At 28.1% G+C, this 18,671-nt stretch carries 14 protein-coding genes; 2 read left to right on the plus strand and 12 right to left on the minus strand.

The features are described from left to right. Nucleotides 1–31: 31 nt before the first annotated feature. From EG57_RS0221890 to EG57_RS0221915, 6 genes are all read right to left on the minus strand, one after another. Nucleotides 32–1,033 carry an ABC transporter substrate-binding protein gene (locus tag EG57_RS0221890; protein WP_032079226.1) on the minus strand — a complete coding sequence of 334 codons (1,002 nt, stop codon included), beginning with the start codon at nucleotides 1,031–1,033 and terminating at the stop codon, nucleotides 32–34. 138 nt (nucleotides 1,034–1,171) lie between these two features. Further along, on the minus strand, nucleotides 1,172–2,194 hold the full coding sequence (locus EG57_RS0221895) for a substrate-binding domain-containing protein (protein ID WP_032079227.1): 1,023 nt from the start codon (nucleotides 2,192–2,194) through the stop codon (nucleotides 1,172–1,174). Next, complete coding sequence (locus tag EG57_RS0221900) at nucleotides 2,195–3,400, minus strand: response regulator transcription factor (RefSeq protein ID WP_032079228.1); 1,206 nt, start codon at nucleotides 3,398–3,400, stop codon at nucleotides 2,195–2,197. Between the two features lie 228 nt (nucleotides 3,401–3,628). Beyond that, complete coding sequence (locus tag EG57_RS0221905) at nucleotides 3,629–4,318, minus strand: L-ribulose-5-phosphate 4-epimerase (protein ID WP_032079229.1); 690 nt, start codon at nucleotides 4,316–4,318, stop codon at nucleotides 3,629–3,631. 18 nt (nucleotides 4,319–4,336) lie between these two features. Beyond that, complete coding sequence (locus tag EG57_RS0221910) at nucleotides 4,337–6,007, minus strand: ribulokinase (RefSeq protein WP_032079230.1); 1,671 nt, start codon at nucleotides 6,005–6,007, stop codon at nucleotides 4,337–4,339. Nucleotides 6,008–6,399: 392 nt separating this feature from the next. Beyond that, nucleotides 6,400–7,524 (minus strand): GntR family transcriptional regulator, encoded by a 1,125-nt coding sequence (locus EG57_RS0221915; RefSeq protein WP_032079231.1) that lies wholly within the window; start codon nucleotides 7,522–7,524, stop codon nucleotides 6,400–6,402. A 249-nt stretch (nucleotides 7,525–7,773) separates the two neighbouring features. On the opposite strand from EG57_RS0221915, the gene EG57_RS25280 reads away from it, so the two are divergent. After that, nucleotides 7,774–9,690, plus strand: a complete 1,917-nt coding sequence (locus EG57_RS25280; RefSeq protein ID WP_034853981.1) for an HD-GYP domain-containing protein — start codon at nucleotides 7,774–7,776, stop codon at nucleotides 9,688–9,690. Nucleotides 9,691–9,937: 247 nt separating this feature from the next. Here the strand turns inward: EG57_RS25280 and EG57_RS0221925 are convergent, their stop codons facing one another. The 6 genes from EG57_RS0221925 to EG57_RS0221950 form a co-directional block, all read right to left on the minus strand. Continuing rightward, nucleotides 9,938–10,924, minus strand: coding sequence for a metallophosphoesterase family protein (locus EG57_RS0221925; RefSeq protein WP_032079232.1), 987 nt, complete (start codon nucleotides 10,922–10,924; stop codon nucleotides 9,938–9,940). Between the two features lie 191 nt (nucleotides 10,925–11,115). Further along, nucleotides 11,116–11,556 carry a hypothetical protein gene (locus tag EG57_RS0221930; RefSeq protein WP_032079233.1) on the minus strand — a complete coding sequence of 147 codons (441 nt, stop codon included), beginning with the start codon at nucleotides 11,554–11,556 and terminating at the stop codon, nucleotides 11,116–11,118. Nucleotides 11,557–11,838: 282 nt separating this feature from the next. After that, complete coding sequence (locus tag EG57_RS0221935) at nucleotides 11,839–12,192, minus strand: response regulator (RefSeq protein WP_032079234.1); 354 nt, start codon at nucleotides 12,190–12,192, stop codon at nucleotides 11,839–11,841. 17 nt (nucleotides 12,193–12,209) lie between these two features. After that, a complete protein-coding gene (locus tag EG57_RS0221940; RefSeq protein WP_032079235.1) occupies nucleotides 12,210–12,602 on the minus strand; it encodes a response regulator in 393 nt (130 codons plus the stop codon). Nucleotides 12,603–12,631: 29 nt separating this feature from the next. Beyond that, nucleotides 12,632–14,566: a response regulator gene (locus EG57_RS0221945; RefSeq protein ID WP_032079236.1), complete on the minus strand. Its 1,935-nt coding sequence runs from the start codon at nucleotides 14,564–14,566 to the stop codon at nucleotides 12,632–12,634. Then, a complete protein-coding gene (locus tag EG57_RS0221950) occupies nucleotides 14,563–16,251 on the minus strand; it encodes a methyl-accepting chemotaxis protein (protein ID WP_032079237.1) in 1,689 nt (562 codons plus the stop codon). Before EG57_RS0221950 ends, EG57_RS0221945 begins: the two co-directional genes overlap by 4 nt. Before the next feature lie 601 nt (nucleotides 16,252–16,852). On the opposite strand from EG57_RS0221950, the gene galE reads away from it, so the two are divergent. Further along, nucleotides 16,853–17,839 (plus strand): UDP-glucose 4-epimerase GalE, encoded by a 987-nt coding sequence (galE, locus tag EG57_RS0221955; protein WP_032079238.1) that lies wholly within the window; start codon nucleotides 16,853–16,855, stop codon nucleotides 17,837–17,839. Nucleotides 17,840–18,671: the final 832 nt, after the last annotated feature.

Genomic DNA, 18,671 nt, shown 5'->3' on the forward strand with positions numbered 1-18,671 from the left:
CATCCAAGCTCTTGTAATTAAGAACTTATAATTAATATTTTCTATTAGGTAACTCTTTTTTAGCTTGATCCTGTGTAAAAACACTTTCCTTTGATTTTATATTTTTTTCTACCTTCTGCCCTGCTGCTACAGCTTTAGCAGTTTCCAATAACTGAGGTCCTAAAAGTGGATTACATTCAACTATACCATTAGATTTTCCATCAGCCATCATTTGGAACATATCTTTAATACCATCTACTGAAACTATGAAAATGTCTTTTCCTGGTTTTTTACCATATTCTTCTATGGCTTGTATAGCTCCAACGCCCATATCATCATTATGAGACCATAATACATTGATCTTATCTCCATCTGATTTTAAGAAAGCTTCCATAACTTCTTTGCCTTTTGCACGTGTAAAATCGCCTGTTTGTGATTTTATTATTTTGTAATTAGGATAATCTTTAATAGTTTCATTAAATCCTTTTTGACGTCCAACCATTGCACTAGAACCAACAGTTCCTTGCAATTCAGCTATGTTAAGTTTTGCATCTTTACCAAAATGATCTATTATAAGCTTTGCAGCTCTTTTTCCTTCTTCCTCCATATCTGAACCTAAGAAACAAGTATAAAGAGATTCATCTGAAACCTTTACACCTCTATCAACTATTATAACTGGTATTTTAGCATCTTTTGCTTCTTTTAATACTGTATCCCAACCTGTTTCAACAACTGGATCCAAAGCAATTATGTTAACCTTTTGAGCTATAAATGATCTTATAGCCTTTATTTGATTCTCCTGCTTTTGTTGACCATCTGAAAATTTCAGCTCAACATTTGGGTCTAACTTTGGTATTTCCTTTATTGAATTTGTTTCAGCAGTCCTCCAACCACTTTCAGCTCCAACCTGAGCAAAACCTAGTACAATTTTTTTCTTACTTGAATCATTACTACTGCTTGTACTAGTAGAACTTGAACTTCCTCCACATCCTGCAAATATAGATGTTGCAAGAATTACGCTGCTTGCTAATGCCGCTAACTTTTTAAATTTCATTTTCCAATCCCCCCATAACTAATCATTTATATTACAATATAATGATATCATGTTTTATTTTTACTGTATTGGTAATATGAGGTTATTTTTTATACTTTAAAGTTTATTTGTAATATAAATAAATGTATCATAAAATCTTTATGGAATTGAAATTATCTTTTCCGATTTAGAATTATCTCTCAAGTATTTAAATTTATTGTTTAAATATTCATTCACATTATTTCTTGTAATCTTATCACTTTTTAATATTATTTTTTTCTGAATTTTATTTTTTTTATTTAAGATGTTTAAAGCACACTCAAGTGCCTCTTTACCTCCTGTTGAACAAGTAAAAGTCCCATCCAATATCCCTCTGGAAACCAAATCTAATCCTCCGTTTTCACCTGTAAGCCCATCAACTCCAATTATTTTTATATTATGAATTCCTAATTTATATGCCGCTTTATAAGCCCCTAATGCCATATAATCACTATGTGCAAAGATAATATCTATATTTTTATCTTCCTTTAATACTTCTGTAATTTTATCTTCTGCTTCATCTTTCTGCCATTCTCCTATAACAGTCCTCACTATTTTAATATTGTTATGCTGTTTTATGATTTCTCTAAAACCTTTACTTCTATCAATATCTGGATGAGAATTTAATAATCCTTGAACTTCTACAACTCTTCCTTCATTGTTTTCCATAAGATCTACTACCATTTTTCCAGCTTCTTTACCTATGTTTTCATTATCTGGTCCTATATATACACTATAGTTATATCCTTCTACAGCTCTATCTAATATCACTACAGGTACTGATTTATAGGCCTTGCTCACTGTTGGGGTTAATTTTTCAGAATCATTTATTGACACAATTAAAAGATCTATTCCACTATCTAATAATTCATCAATATCTTTTTTTTGTTTATTAGTATCCCCACCTGCGTCTTTATAGATAATCCTTATATTTTTATATTTTTTAGCTTCATTAACAATTTCCTCATTCATTGAAATTCTCCAAGGCTCATATAAATTAGCTTGAGACATTCCAATAACATATTTTACTGCATCAGAATTTTTAATTCTACTATTTTCTATAAAAATTAATGAAAATAAAATAAGAAAAACAATACTTAATGATAAAAAAATAACAAAATTAAATTTTAATTTTCCTATCACTTATACATTACCTCCACGATACTCTGTAGGAGAAACTCCTATGACTTTTTTAAAAGCCTTACAAAAATAATGCTGATTACTATAACCAACAGATTCTGCTACTTCATAAATTTTCATTTTAGGATCTTCCATAAAACATATTGCTTTTTTAATTCTTATATTAGTAATATAATCACTAAAGGATATTCCTATTTCTTGCTTTATAAGTTTACTTAAGTATGAAGAGCTTACATTAAACTGATCTGCAACACTTTGAAGATTCAAATCGTTTACATGATAATTCTTATTGATATATTTCATTGTCAAAAGCACTACAGGCTTGCATTGAGTTTTTTCACTTATTTTATCCACCAATTTATTATAAATGTCTTTCACTTCATTAATACCACTTAACACCTTTTCTTGTTCTGTTACTATGATATATCCAAGGTAGGAATACACTTTTTCTTCTAGTTCAGATCCTAAATTATACCATCGCCTACCACTACATATATTGGTAAAAATGATAATGTTATTATTTTCATCAATAAACACTGCCTCAGGTTTAAACTTTTCCAATAAATCACAGGCTATATTAATTATGGCAAAATTTAACAGTTCTCTATCCCAATTCTTAAAGTACAATTCAAATTTAAACTTTTCAACTACTTTTATTGATATCATACCTATATGCTCTGAAAACTTAATTTTTAAAAACTTTAGTTCATCTATTATGTCCTTATGTGTCAATTTATCTTTAAACCAATTATTAAAAAACACTTGTCTTAATGAATTTAAGTTTTCATCCACTTGCCTGCTTGTCCAGTTTAAATAATTTCTTTTTCTTTCAATTTTACTTAATTCCTGTACAGCTTTTAAAATAGTATCCTTTAAATTTTCTTTATTAACTGGCTTTAAAATATAGTCAAAAACTTTTAATTTTAATGCTTCATGCATATATTCAAATTGATCGTACCCTGTAACTATTATAATAATAGATTTTTCATTTATATTTTTTAACTTTTTTATAAGTTCTAACCCATTTAGAAACGGCATACATATATCTAACATTATTATATGAGGATTCAACTCCTTCACAAGTTTTAATGCTATTTCTCCATCCTCTGCCTCTCCTACTATTTCAATATTTAGTTCAGTCCAATTAATTGAGTTTCTAAGTCCCTTCCTTATTCTTGCTTCATCATCAGCAATTAGAAGTTTATACATTATACTAACCTCCAAACTAAATGAAAAAATCTCCATAATTACATTTTACTATTTTAGTAAATTTTAATCAATAATTTAAAATAATTGTATAAAATGTAATATATGTAACAAAACATTTAATTTGTTTTTAAGTATGACAATAAGTGCTTTATTACATTAAATAGGTAATGCAAGAAAACACTTATCATTTATAAGACCCCTTGTAATTTATTTAAAATATAAAATTAATTATTTTTGCCCATAATAAGCATTTTTTCCATGCTTTCTAAAAAAATGTTTATCCAACAATACTTGATCCATAGGATTTCTATTTCCTTTTAAATTAATTGTATTAAAGGCAATTTTAGACACTTGCTCCATTACCACTGAATGGTAAACAGCTTCATCACAATCTTTTCCCCAACTAAATGGACCATGACCATTTACCAATACTCCTGGAGTAAATAATGGATTAATATTTTTAAATGTTTCCACTATTACATTGCCTGTTTCTTTTTCATATTCTCCCTTTATCTCTCCTTCAATCATAGCTCTAGTACATGGTATTTCTCCATAAAAATAATCTGCATGAGTTGTACCAAATGCTGGCACACTTAATCCTGCCTGAGCAAAACTAGTAGCCCATTCTGAATGGGTGTGTACCACTCCTCCTATTTCTTTAAAATCCTTATACAATACTAGATGTGTAGGAGTATCTGAAGAAGGATTAAAATGTCCCTCAATTATTTTCCCTTGTAGATCAACTACTACCATATCCTCTACTTTAAGTTCATCATAATCTACCCCACTTGGTTTTATGACAACAAGTCCACTTTTCCTATCTATTCCACTTACATTTCCCCATGTATATATAACAAGATTTTTACGAACCAATTCTAAATTTGCTTCTAACACTCTGCTTTTTAGATCCTCTAACATTTTTTACCTCCCAAAATTTTATTTACTTACTTCACTTTTTATATTTTTTAAAGTTTTCATTACATTATTTTCTCCTCTTCCAAAATAATCGTGAAGCTTCTTGTACTCATTATATAATTTTCTATATATTTCCATATTTTCTTTAACAGGTTCATAATGCTCTTCTTTAAGCTTGGCCATATTTTTAGCTGCTTCGAATATATCATCATATCCACCATTCTCTTTTCCAGCAGCTACCGCTGCAAACATTGCTGCACCCAACGCTGGTGTTTGAGGAGATGCAGATATATTTATTCTTTTATTTGTAACATCAGAATATATTTGCATAAGCATCTTATTTTTTTGTGGAAGTCCTCCGCAAGCATAAAGTTCTCTAATAGGTACCCCTGAATTTTCAAAAGTTTCTATTATTATATTCTTACCATAAGCAGTGGCTTCAATTAATGACCTATATATTTCCTCTGGTTTTGTTAAAAGAGTAAGTCCTAAGATCATTCCTGTTAAATCCGTATCAACCAGTACAGACCTATTTCCATTTAACCAATCAAGAGCAAGAAGTCCACTTTCACCTGGTTTTAATTTTGAAGCCTTTTCTTCTAATAATGAATGTATATTAACTTCTTTTTCTAAAGCTTCTTTTCTATATTCTTCTGGTATACAGTTATCCACATACCACTCAAATATATCTCCTACAGCTGACTGTCCTGCTTCATATGCAAAAAATCCTGGCACAGCTCCATCTTCAACTACGCCGCACATTCCTGGTACTATTTTTTCTTCCATTCCTAAAAGTATGTCACATATAGATGTTCCCATAATCATAAGCATATTACCTGGTTCAACTACATTAACTGCTGGTGCTGATACATGTGCATCTACATTTCCTACACACACAGCTGTTCCTGAATTAAGCCCCATATTATCTGCCATTTCTTTTATAAGCTCTCCTGCTTTACTTCCTATGGACACTATTTTACTATTTAGCTTTTCTTCTACTAAATTCTCAAGTCTTGAATCTAGTGCTTTAAAAAATTCTTTTGAAGGATATCCTGTTCTCTTATTCCAAATTGCTTTATATCCTGCAGTACAACTATTTTTAATATCTACTCCTGTCATCTGCATAGTAACCCAATCTGTAGCTTCCATAAATTTATCTGCTTCATTATAAATCTCTGGTGCTTCATTTAATATTTGCCATATTTTTGGTATTAACCATTCAGATGATATTTTACCACCATACCTCTGAAGGAAATCTTCTCTTCTCTCTTTGGCAATTTCATTTAATTTATTTGCTTCTGATTGAGCTGCATGATGTTTCCATAGTTTAGTCCATGCATGTGGGTTGTTTCTAAATTCTTCTATTTGACATAAAACCTTACCATCCTTTGATACTGGCATCATAGTACATGCTGTAAAATCTATGCCTATTCCTATAATATCATCTTTATTCACTCCAGATTTTTTAATAGCTTCAGGTACTGCAGTAAATAACACCTCAATATAATCATCTGGATTTTGAAGAGCCCAATCTGATGAAAGTTTAATATCTGTTCCTGGTAAAAATTCATCAATTACTTCATCCCTATAAAAACTGACCGCTTCACTTAATTGTTTCCCTTCATCTACTGATATAACAACTGCCCTACCAGATTGTGTTCCAAAATCAACACCTACAACATATTTGCCCATAACTTACCTCCTAAAATGTTATTAATAATATTTTCAATTTAATAAATTTACTATTACTATGTAATTTCGTGTATACGTTTTCACAATTGTAAACTTTAAAGGATGCATTATTTTAACTTAATTCATTGATATGTATTATCTAAAAAAGACTCTTTATAACACTTAATATTTAAACTTACTTATAAGTTGATTGCTTTGAATTATCAATATGAGTACAATCGCCAAATGTTGTACGTACATCTAATATTATATTCTTCATATTTATAAAAAACCCTTCTTCAATAGAATATTTTCTAAATAAGTATCACTATAAAATAATTTTTTAAATTAAATATGATCCAATTATAATAGAAAAACTAATTACTGTTTTTAATACATTGGCAAGTTGTTTATTACTTAATTATTATACTAGAAGATTCCTTGTTAAGCTGAATTCCCCTAACAATTGCAGAATTTCTTACTATAAGTTCTGGCTTGTAGATATATTCTAATTTTTCTTCTTTCTTTTCAATCATATTCATTAAAAATCTAGCTGATCTTCTTCCCATTTCCTGTTTAGGATGCCTGATAGTTGTAAGCTTTACTTCTGTTGCAGTAGCTAAATCTGAATCATCATATCCAACAATAGAAATATCTTCTGGAACACTATATCCCATATCTCGTATAGCCTGTAAAACTTGTACTGCTATTTGATCGTTATAGCAAACTATTGATGATGGTCTGTTACTTTTTCTAAGTAGATTGCTAGTAAATTCATAAGGGAAAAAATTTGCTTCACTAGTTTCATATTCTCCTAAATAATCTTTATTTAATTCTATTTTATATTCTTCCAAAGATTTTATATATCCAAGCTTTCTGTTTACACCTTGAAGATCATCTGACTTAAATATACCTGCTATTTCTCTATGACCCAACTGTAATAGATAATTTGTTATAATATTCCCACCCTTTATATCATCCATAATTATATACGCTGGATTTAATGCATCGTATTGTGCATTAATCATAATATAAGGTATACTTTTTTTTTCTAATTCTCTATACAAATCTAAATTTGTATTTTCAAGTGCACTTTTAGTAGGTTCAACAATAAGTCCTAATACTTCACTATCAATTATTTTTTTTAAACATTCTCTCTCTTTTTGTTTTTCGTTATTGGTATTAAATAATGTTAGATTATATCCATAAGAACTTAATACTTCTTCAATACCACTTATGATTGTAGGAAATATATAATTAGATATATAAGTTGTAAGCACGGCTATATTTTTTACCGAATTATCCTTTTCTCTAAAAATACAAAAGGTACCTTTCCCTTGTTCTTTTTGTATATATTTACCATTATTTAGTTCCATAAGTGCTTGCCTAACAGTATGTCTACTAACCTTAAATTTTTCCACAATTTCACTTTCTGAAAGTATTTTTTCTCCATATTTTATTCCACCAGATTCCATAAGTTTTTTAAAATATTCAGCTATTTTAACATACTTAGGTAATTTATCATCATCATAAATCATACTTTTACACCTCTTAAACATTTTACATATACGTACGTGTCATTAATTTAATTTTACATACTTTTATTACTCTGTCAATGGATAAATTAAATTTAAAGCAAATATTTACACTGTCATATACTATAACAAAAACTTACTTGTTTAATTGGAAATTTTTACTTTTAATATGTCCAATTTCATAGTAAAATATTGTTATATAAGGGTTATTTTTCACTTAATTAATACCAAATATGATAGGGAGTGCTAAAGATGTTGAATAACTTTAAAATAAAAGCAAAAATGCTTATTTTATCGTTTATAATGCTTATTATGATATTAATACTAGGATTAGTTTCATTACATAATGAAATTATATCAAATAATAGAGAAATTAATTTATTAGATACTACAATAAGAAAAAACTATACTCCTAAAAGACAATATGATATAGATATAATAATTGCTAAAGAAAAAGAATTAAAATATAACGAACTTATTAAAAATATAATTATTTTTATTATTTTATCTACATTATCCATTTTTTTATCTATTATAATCACATACATTATATCAAAAAATATAACTTTTCCTATACAAATTGCTGTTGACCAAGTAAAACAAATTCCTAACAGTTTGTTAGAAACAAAATTTCCAGAACATTTTAATAATAGAAGAGATGAAGTTGGAGAACTTGTAACAGCTCTTAATAAAATGAACAATTCAATTAACAATATAATTAAAAATGTAAATGTTAAAGCGGATACTATAATGGAAGAAAACAAATTACTTTATAGTACTCTAATGTCTGCTAGTGATGGTATAATATCAACAGACAAAAATGGAAATGTAAGTCTAGTTAATACAACTGCTGAAAAACTTTTAGGCTGGAAAGAAGATGAAGTTTTAGGTAAAGCATTTGATGAAATTTTTAATATTGTAGATGAAAAAACAAGAGAAAAATGTGAAAGTCCATTAAAAATTGTATTTAATACTAAAAGAACTACTGAACTTAATTACAATATTTTATTAATCTCTAAGAAAGGAACTGAAACTCCTATTGAGGATAGTGCATCACCAATTAGAAATAGTGAAGGTTTTATAATTGGAATGATACTTATATTTAGAGATATTTCAGAAAAAAAGAAAAAAAATGAAAAAATACAATACTTAAGCTTTCATGATCAATTAACCAAACTTCATAATCGCAGATTTTTTGAAAATGCATTAGCAAGAATGGATATTGAAGAAAATTATCCTTTAGGCTTTATTATTGCAGATGTCAATGGTTTAAAATTGGCAAATGATGCTTTTGGTCATTTAGTTGGTGATAAACTTTTACAGAAGGCTGCTTATGTAATGAAAAAATCATGCAAAACCAATGATGTTATTGCAAGAATTGGTGGTGATGAATTTGCCATATTGCTTCCTAAAACTAATTTAAGAGGGGCTGAATTATTAGTGGAAAAAATGCAAAAATCAACTTATTTTGAAAAAGTTGGATCTATTAATTTATCAATTTCTTTTGGATGTGCATGTAAAAATACATGTAGCAATAAAATTGCAAACATTTTTAAAAAGGCTGAGAAAAACATGTACAAGCAAAAATTATGTGAAAGTCAAAATATAAAATTAAATATTATAAATATAATAATTGATACCATGTGTGAAAAATTCAAAGGAATTGAAGACTATTATTTAAAAATAAGCAATCTTTGTGAAATGGTAGGCAAACAATTAAACTTGTCTGATAATGATATTGAAGATCTAAGAACAGCAGCATTACTTCACGACATAGGAAATATATCTTTAGATGAGAACATTCTTAATAAACCTGACAAGTTAACTAATCTAGAGCGCTTTGAAATACAACATCATCCTGAAACAGGATATCATATATTAAACTCAGTTAACAATATGGCAAAGGTATCTGAATATGTACTTGATCATCATGAGCGTTGGGATGGTAAAGGATATCCTAGAGGCCTAAAAGGAGATAAAATTCCAATACAATCAAGAATTATTTCTATAATTGATACCTATGCCACACTGATAAATGAAAAACCTTATAGAAAAGCATTTACAAAAGAACAAACCATTGAAATAATTAGAAAAAACTCAGGTACTCAATTTGATCCAGCTATTGTACAAGAATTTATAAAAGTTTTGGAACAAAATAATATTCATTAACATATAAAATTTATAATTTAAGCACATTGCGACATAAGCGAAGTAACTTATAACAATGTAATTATATGCATACACTTGAAGTTACTAGTTTGGATTTTAACTTTTATGTAGTGATATATGGTAAGTGGTTCATCACATAAGCTAAATTGCTTTAATATTATTCTTAGCTTGAAGATTTGGAAAGCCTTAGAACTTTAGTCCTGTCTGAGGGAACCGAGTTTGACAATGTGCTTAAACTGTAAAAGATCTATTTTACATTAGTATCAATTTCTTTTGAAAATATCCAGGATTTTTTTGCAAAATCTCTGCCTTTTATTAATACTTTGTCTCCATGCACTTCTACATACAATCCTTGACTTTCATTATAAAGTCTTTTAATTTTATGGTCTTTTTCTGGCAATATGTCATAATGAACAGCTCCTGTATGAACTGTAGTAAATGTTCCATTGGAATTTACATTATCTATACTCAGCAAAACATGTGTATGCGATGTAAACAAAATAACTTCAGGGTATTTTGACAAAATTTCATTAAGCTCATCTCTTTGTTCTATTCCAATCCAACCTGATATGCTAGTACTTAAATGCTGATGTAAAAATATAAAAATAGGCTTACCTTTTTCATGCTTTTCAGATAACTTCTGCTGCAGCCAATCCAATTGATTTTGTGATAAAAAAGCATTTACTGCTGAACCTGGTTTTTCTGTATTACCAACTTCTGATCCCAGGGATATAAAATGATATCCATTAATCCACTTATCATGATATATAGACTTTTCTCCTGCAAAATTTAAATACATATTTTTAAGCTTTTCAACATCTTCAGAATTATTTTTGCCTCTTGCATAGTCAAAATACTCATGGTTACCAATATTTTTAATTATAATCTTAGGTAATACATTTGATTTTTTATCCAAAGTACTTTCCATTATATAATACTGACTTTTTATCCCCTGATCTACATTATCACCATTAAACACCATTACATCAGCATCATTATTTATATCATGCAAATCATCAATAGCAATTTTCAGTTTACGAGCATCTCCATGTACATCTCCAAGAACAGAAAAATTAAGTTCGTCTTTTTTGTTAATTACTTTTTTATTTACACTACTTACTACTTTTTTAGAATTGATTAACTCTCTATTAATAGTTTTATTTTTATATACAAATAAAAAAATAGCTAAAATTATTACCGTTAATATTACTGTAGTTAATTTCAATTTTTTCATATTATATAAATCACCTGTTATTCTATAAAATTCATTGACAATATAATATCACATTATAATACATAAAACTATATTTTCTTATTTTTAATAAGTGCGGTAATTACATACTTGTTATATAAGCAAAAGAAGATATTTAATAACATTTTTGAAGTTTGCATCAACTATAAAGGAAAAGCCTTAATTCCTATATACTATCCTGCTTGTAAATACAAAGCTTTCTTTTTTCTTATTACCCTCTTAAACTTCCATCCATTTTCTTTAGCTACCTCTTTGAAACTCTTAGATATATCATTTAGATCAAGAATACATTCATGATATTCTCCATTTCCATCATGAGGAAATGTCTTGACTTGTCTAAAAATTGCAGTACCTGATTGAAAAGAGGTTCCAGTATCGCAATCAAATGAAAATCCAGAGCTATTATCTTTTATCATTTCCCACATAAAAACAGTTTTATTTTCTTCATTAAAGTACACAAATGCAGAGTAGTTTATATTTTCAATACCAACTTTCCATATTTTATTTATAAAATCACAATTTATTGATACATCTGTTTCTTGTCCTAATGAATACTTTATTCCTAGCTTATCTAGCTTTAATATAACATTTGAAACTAATATTTGTTTATTCATTACTAATTCCCCCTATTAGTCAATACATTTAATTTCAATGAAGCAAAGCTTATTTATCTAGTTTATATAATTTTATCATAATAAATATTGATTATAAAGTGTTTATTTTCGAAATTTTCTGTTTTTAATTCCAGAAACAATTATTTCAAAATATATGCTCAATAAATTCTTTTTCTATTAATTTATACATAAAAAAAAGCTATAAAATTCAAGGATTAACCCTGTATTTCATAGTTTTTTAATTAAAATTATATTCTATTAAATTGTTTAAATATAATATAGTTACAGTTTACTTAAAGTCTTAATAACATGTTCCTCTTTAAAAGGCTTAACTATGAATCCTTTTGCTCCAATTATAATAGCCTTCTTAACCCAAGTTTCTTGTCCTAAAGCAGAAATCATAACAATTTTACAATTAGGATCTTTCTTTTTTATTTCAGACAGTGCTTCTACACCATCCATCTTAGGCATAGTAATATCCATTGTTACTATATCTGGTTTTAATATTGAATACTTACTTATAGCATCAGCTCCATCTTCAGCTTCCCCCACAACTTCATACCCATTTTTTTCAAGCATCGTTTTAAGTGCAACACGCATAAACATTGCATCATCTACAATTAAGATCTTTTTCATAAAAGTCCACCTCTTTATTATATTAATTCTAATTTTTTCATAACTTCAATTAGTTTATTTGTATCTATAGGCTTAGCAGCATATGCTTCACAACCTAGTTCAAAAGATTTATGAACATACTCTGTATCCATAAGAGCTGTTGTCATTATTATTTTTGCTCTTTTTTCAGGAATAATCCCTCTATCATCCTCAAATTCTCTAATAGCTTTAAGTACCTTTACTCCATCTACTTTAGGCATCATTATATCAAGACAAATAAGATCATAAGGATTATTTTCTTTAACAGCAATTAAATAAGCATCCAAAGTTTCTATACCATCCACTACAATATCACATTCTCCATACTGTGAAAGAAACTTCAATAAAAATCTTCTGCTGGCCAAATCATCTTCTGCAATTAATATTCTCATAGCAGTATCCCCCTAATCATACTTTATTCTTAAATATCTAAAATTGACTTTTTAAGGATTTCAAATTCTTCACTCACTTTCTTAGCATAATAGACAGCTTCATTAAGATCTCCACGTCTTGCAGAAAGTTCTATCTTAAAAGAAATATCCTTTAATTCGTATATATTTATTTCATCAGATAAACTTTTTATTTTATTTGCTAATCTTTCAATAGATGATAATTGTTTTTTCTGCAAGGCTTTATTGAGCTCTTCTATAGAATATAACAATTTTTTCATAATAATTGGTTTTTCTTTGTTAAGAATTCTACTTTCATCATTAAAAAACTCAATTTCTCCATTTTCACCAAATCTTATATTGAAATTTTTCAAATTTTCTTCCTTACTACCTGTTGTATGACTTTCTATAACATTAAACAGCTTATCCATCTTTACAGGTTTAGGTATATAATCATCCATCCCCTTTGATAAAAATTTTTCCTTATCGCCCTTTAAAGCATATGCTGTAATAGCTATAATTGGTGTATGATTTTCAATTTCTTTTTCTCTTATTATTTTTGTAGCTTCAATACCATTCATTACTGGCATTTGAATATCCATAAGTATTACATCATATTTTTTATTTTCGTACATTTTTATTGCTTCTGAACCATTATTTGCAATATCAACAAAATATGCTCTTTCTTTTAACATTCGTTCTATAACTTGTTGATTCAACTTATCATCTTCCACAAGCAATATATTTAATTTTTTAGTTGTCTTATTTATCTTGAAAGGCTGTTTTATTATCTTTTTCACTTCTTTACCAACAGGGAATTTCAAGATAAAATAGAAACTACTTCCTTGACCAAATTTGCTTTTAACCAACAAATTTCCACCCATTATCTTAGTAAGCTGTCTAGATATGGCAAGTCCTAATCCTGTGCCTCCTACTGTTCTTGTAGATGAACTATCTACTTGGCTAAAACTTTCAAATATTGTATTTATGTTCTCTTCTGATATCCCAATACCTGTATCAGTTACACTAAATTCTAACTTAACATGTTCATCAATAGTTTCTATATTCTTTACCTTTAATGAAATTTCTCCATGTTCCGTAAATTTAATTGCATTACTAATTAAATTATTTAACACCTGTCTTAATCTATTTGGATCTCCTATAAGGAACTGAGGTATAGTAGAAGAAAATGTGTAATTTAATTCAATTTCTTTTGCAACTGCAGTTGAAGAATTAGCTCTTATTATTTCTTCTATAAGATTTTTAATATCAAAATTAATATTTTCTATAACTAATTTTCCAGCTTCAAGTTTTGAAAAATCTAATATATCGTTAATAACCTTTAACAAAGAATTTGCGCAAGATTTAGCTGTCATTAAATTTTCTTTTTGCTCACAATTTAAATCAGTTAAAAGAGTTAAATCCACCATACCAACTAATCCATTAAGAGGTGTTCTAATTTCATGACTCATATTTGCCAAAAATTCACTTTTAGCTTTACTAGCTGCTTCTGCTTGTTCTTTTGCTTTTCTAAGTTCTATTTCCTTATTTATTAGTTCTAATTCAATACTTCTAATTCTTGTAATATCCCTAAAAACTACAACTACCCCAATAAAATTTCCATAATCATCTTTTATAGGTGAACTATTAGCTGAAATATATTTTTTCCTATTATCCTTTGTTATTAGTCCCGAATTTTTAGTAAGTCCAACTGACTTTCCCAATTTAATTACATTATCAATTGGACTTCTAATTTTTTCACCCGTACTGATATTTATCAAAGGAAAAATAGTATTAAAATTTTCATTTTTTGCTTCCTTTGATAACCATCCCGTTATTTCTTCTGCTGCTGAATTTAAAAACATAATTTTCCCATTAACATCAACAACAATTACACCATCAGCCATACATGATAAGGCATTAATTAGAAATGAATTGTTATTATTTAAAATACTATTTTCAATCATTCATTTAACTCCAATTCCTTATCAGTTAAAGCAATTCTAGGTGAATTATTTTTGCCATACTTTTTACTTTCATTTACTTTTTTCAAAAGTTCTAATACTTCAGGACTAAATTTTTCTGTTTTACCATAATAATTATCTATTTTCTTCAACTTAAATCTTTCTACTTCTTCTTTTAACATTTCAGCTTGACCATATAGCTCTTCACTTGAAGCTGCAATTTCTTCAGAAGTTGCAGAATTAGTCTGAACTACATTTGACACTTGCATGATTCCTTGATTAATTTGTTCAATACCCAATGCTTGTTCATTTGATGCTTCAGCTATACCTTTTACAAGCTCTGCTACTTCTGAAACATCTTTAACTATTTCACTTAATGCTGATGCTGTTTCAGATGCTATTTTAGTACCACTTTCAACTTTTTTAATAGAACCTTCAATCATATTTGTAGTTTCTTTAGCTGCATTAGCAGAACGTTCAGCTAAATTTCTCACTTCTTCTGCAACTACTGCAAAACCCTTTCCATGTTGTCCAGCTCTTGCTGCTTCAACTGCAGCATTAAGAGCGAGTATATTAGTTTGAAATGCAATTTCATCTATAACCTTAATAATCTTTGAAATGTTTGAAGATGATTCATTAATATCTTCCATTGATTTTAACATTTCCTTCATATGTTCATTACCTTTAATAGCAGTTTCTTGGGTAGCATAGGCAAGCTCATTTGCTTTACTTGCACTATTACTGTTTTCACTTGTTTGAGAAGATATTTCTTCCATAGAAGCAGTTAGTTGTTCAATTGAACTTGCTTGTTCAGTACTCCCTTGTGAAAGTGCGATACTTGAATCAGACGCTTGCTTTGCTCCTGCTGATACTTCTTCTGCTGCTGCATTTATATTTGACATAGCTTCATTGATATTAGTTGACATTTTCATAAAGGCATCTGCCAATATACCTATTTCATCTTTAGTATCTACTTTTACATATACATTCAAATCACCTTTAGCTATACTATTAGCTGCATTTACAATTTGATTCAAAGGTTTACTTATCATATTGGCAAACAATAACCCTACAAGTACTGCAAGTACAGCTCCTAGCATTATGACTATAATCATAATTATAGATTGACTTTTATAGCTTGCAACATTTATTGCATTCTTTGTTTCCGCATTTTTCTTATTTAAACTTACTAAATCTTGAATTGATTGATCGCTTTTTTCTCTCAAATTTGCAAGTTGAGTCACTTTAGAACTTACTTCTGAATAATTGCCAGCTTTCATTAAGCTCATATGTTCATCTAATGTGTTTTTATACATGGTAAAATTATTCTTTAAAGAATTGAATAAATTTCTTTCCTCTGAAGATTGAATAGTTGGCTCATAATCTTTTTGTATTTGATTACATTCCTCTATTAGTTTTTGAATATCATTTATTCTTTGTTGTACCTTAGAGTTGTCTTTTTCATACAACATTGACAAATAATCTGAACGGATAACAAATAAATCTTTCTGTATATTTTGAGCATCTTGTATCGCAAGTAAATTGTTTTTATACATATCTTCACTTCTGCTGTTAATGTTTCTCATATTGGTAATGCCGATGATTCCAACCACTCCAATAAAAATTACAAGCATAACAAAATACAAAATAATCTTAACTCTTATTTTTAAATTGTAAAACCATTTCATTTTCTATCCCCCTTATTGTTAAATATCATTAAACATTTCTTTTAAAACCATTAATTGACCAAATATTCAGAATAATATCCCACTATCCTTCATCAACCATTACTTTTGGCTTATTACAATTAATATTGGTTAATTCCACAATTTTCAGAACAGACTGCATAAACTAAACTCTTTTGAAATGAACTTTTCACTGATAACTCTTTAGTAGGAGGCTACATTACTAATTAGTTACTTATTTTTTAGAATTGTGATATTTATTCTTCAAGCGTCAATCGGTTTTACATAAATTTTATTCATTTAGAAGCGAATGTTTTATTGGCTATAATTATACTATGCTGGATATATGTTGTCAATTTTTGATGTTATATGAGTTAATTTAGTAAATCAGCTCATATAGCAAACCGTTAAAAATCCATATAAAATACCATATAACATTAATTTTATATATATATTGCTAGTATATTAATATTAAGTTATACTGTATTTAAAAAATTATTTTTCTATGGAAAAAATATACTATATAAAGAATTAAGCTTTCACTAAATTAATATTTTTAACTTAATTCTAAAATTTATACTTATATATTAGGAGGTCTTTTATTATGAACATACTAGTTTGTGGTGGCGCTGGTTATATAGGCAGTCACATGGTTGCTTATTTATTAGAAAGTGGTCATGATGTTGTTATCCTTGACAATCTTCAAACAGGCCATAAGGATTCACTTTTAGGTGGAAAATTTTATATTGGAGATTTAAAAGATAATAAAATTTTGGATAAAGTCTTTACTGAAAATAAAATTGATGCTGTTATAGATTTTGCAGCAAATTCTCTAGTAGGTGAAAGTGTAGAAAATCCATTAAAATATTTTGATAATAATATTAGTTCTACTATAAAACTTTTAGAAGCTATGAATAAACATGATGTTAAATATATTGTATTTTCATCTACAGCTGCAACTTATGGTGAACCTGAAAACATACCTATATTAGAACAGGATAAAACTTTTCCAACGAACCCTTATGGTGAATCAAAGCTTGCAGTAGAAAAGATATTAAAATGGTGTGATAAAGCTTATAACATAAAATATACTGCATTAAGATATTTTAATGCTTGTGGTGCTCATATAAATGGAAAGATTGGAGAAGATCACAAGCCTGAAAGTCATCTTATCCCTATAATTTTACAGACTGCCTTAGGTAAAAGAGAAAAAATAATGATTTTTGGAGATGATTATAATACTGAAGATGGTACATGTGTAAGAGATTATGTTCATGTATCAGATCTTGCTTCTGCTCACTCATTAGCTTTAAAAAGACTTAAAAATGGTGGCGAAAGTCAAATTTACAATTTAGGTAATGGAAAAGGTTTCTCTGTTAAAGAAGTTGTAGATGTAGCAAGAAAAGTAACAGGTATAAATATTAAAGCTGAAATTGCTGCAAGACGTGCCGGAGACCCTGCAACTTTAATAGCATCTTCTGAAAAAGCTATAAAAGAACTTGGATGGGAACCTAAATTCAACTCTCTTGAAACTATAATAGAAACTGCATGGAAGTGGCATAAAAATCACTTAAATGGTTACGAAAAATAATTTCATTTAAATATTAATGCTAAAAGTTTAACTACTCTCTACTTTCACAGTTTAAAAATAATGCAACACAAGGATGCAGTGAAAGTTTGGATTTTAACTTTTAGTCCGTGATATATGATAAGTGTGTCATCACGGCTAAATGTTTTAATTATTCTAAAACAATTTAGCTAATGTGATGACACACTTATCATATATCACTACCTAAAAGTTAAAATCCAAACTAGCAAGTTCAAGTGTACACACCTAATTACATCGTCATAAGTAGTTTTAGTAAGTGAAAATTATATTTATAATCATAACTTATAATGCTTAAAAATTAAGGTGCAGCCTGTTGATAGACTAATATATTTCATTTAAAAGTCGGTTGCTTTCTATATTTATAGAAATACCTTAAAAGAAATTTATTATTTAGGTTGTTGAAAAATATAACATAAAAAAATATGCAAGTATCTCATAAAGGTAATAATCAATAAATTTATTATTTTTGCAGGCTGCGCCATAGAGTATTATTAAAATAGCTGAAATATACATAAACTATATAACAGATATTATGAAAGCTACGCTTTTTATTTAGAGCCATATCACAGTATTATGTGTATACGTAATGCACTAAGAAGTAACTTTCAACTGTATGTAGACTGATATATGCTGTGAAGGAAGATGCGAACGAATTTTAGAAGTTCTTTGCTTGAGATATTGAAAAATGGCGTAATTTTTGCCAGGACGGCAAAAGCTCCGAAAGTGACAGGACGTCGCATTTGAGGAGGTAGTCATTTTTCAATATCTCAAGCATTAGAACTTCTTAATGAAGTGAGTTTTCCTTCACAGCATA

It is taken from the genome of Clostridium drakei (assembly GCF_000633595.2).
Classification (GTDB): domain Bacteria; phylum Bacillota; class Clostridia; order Clostridiales; family Clostridiaceae; genus Clostridium_AM; species Clostridium_AM drakei.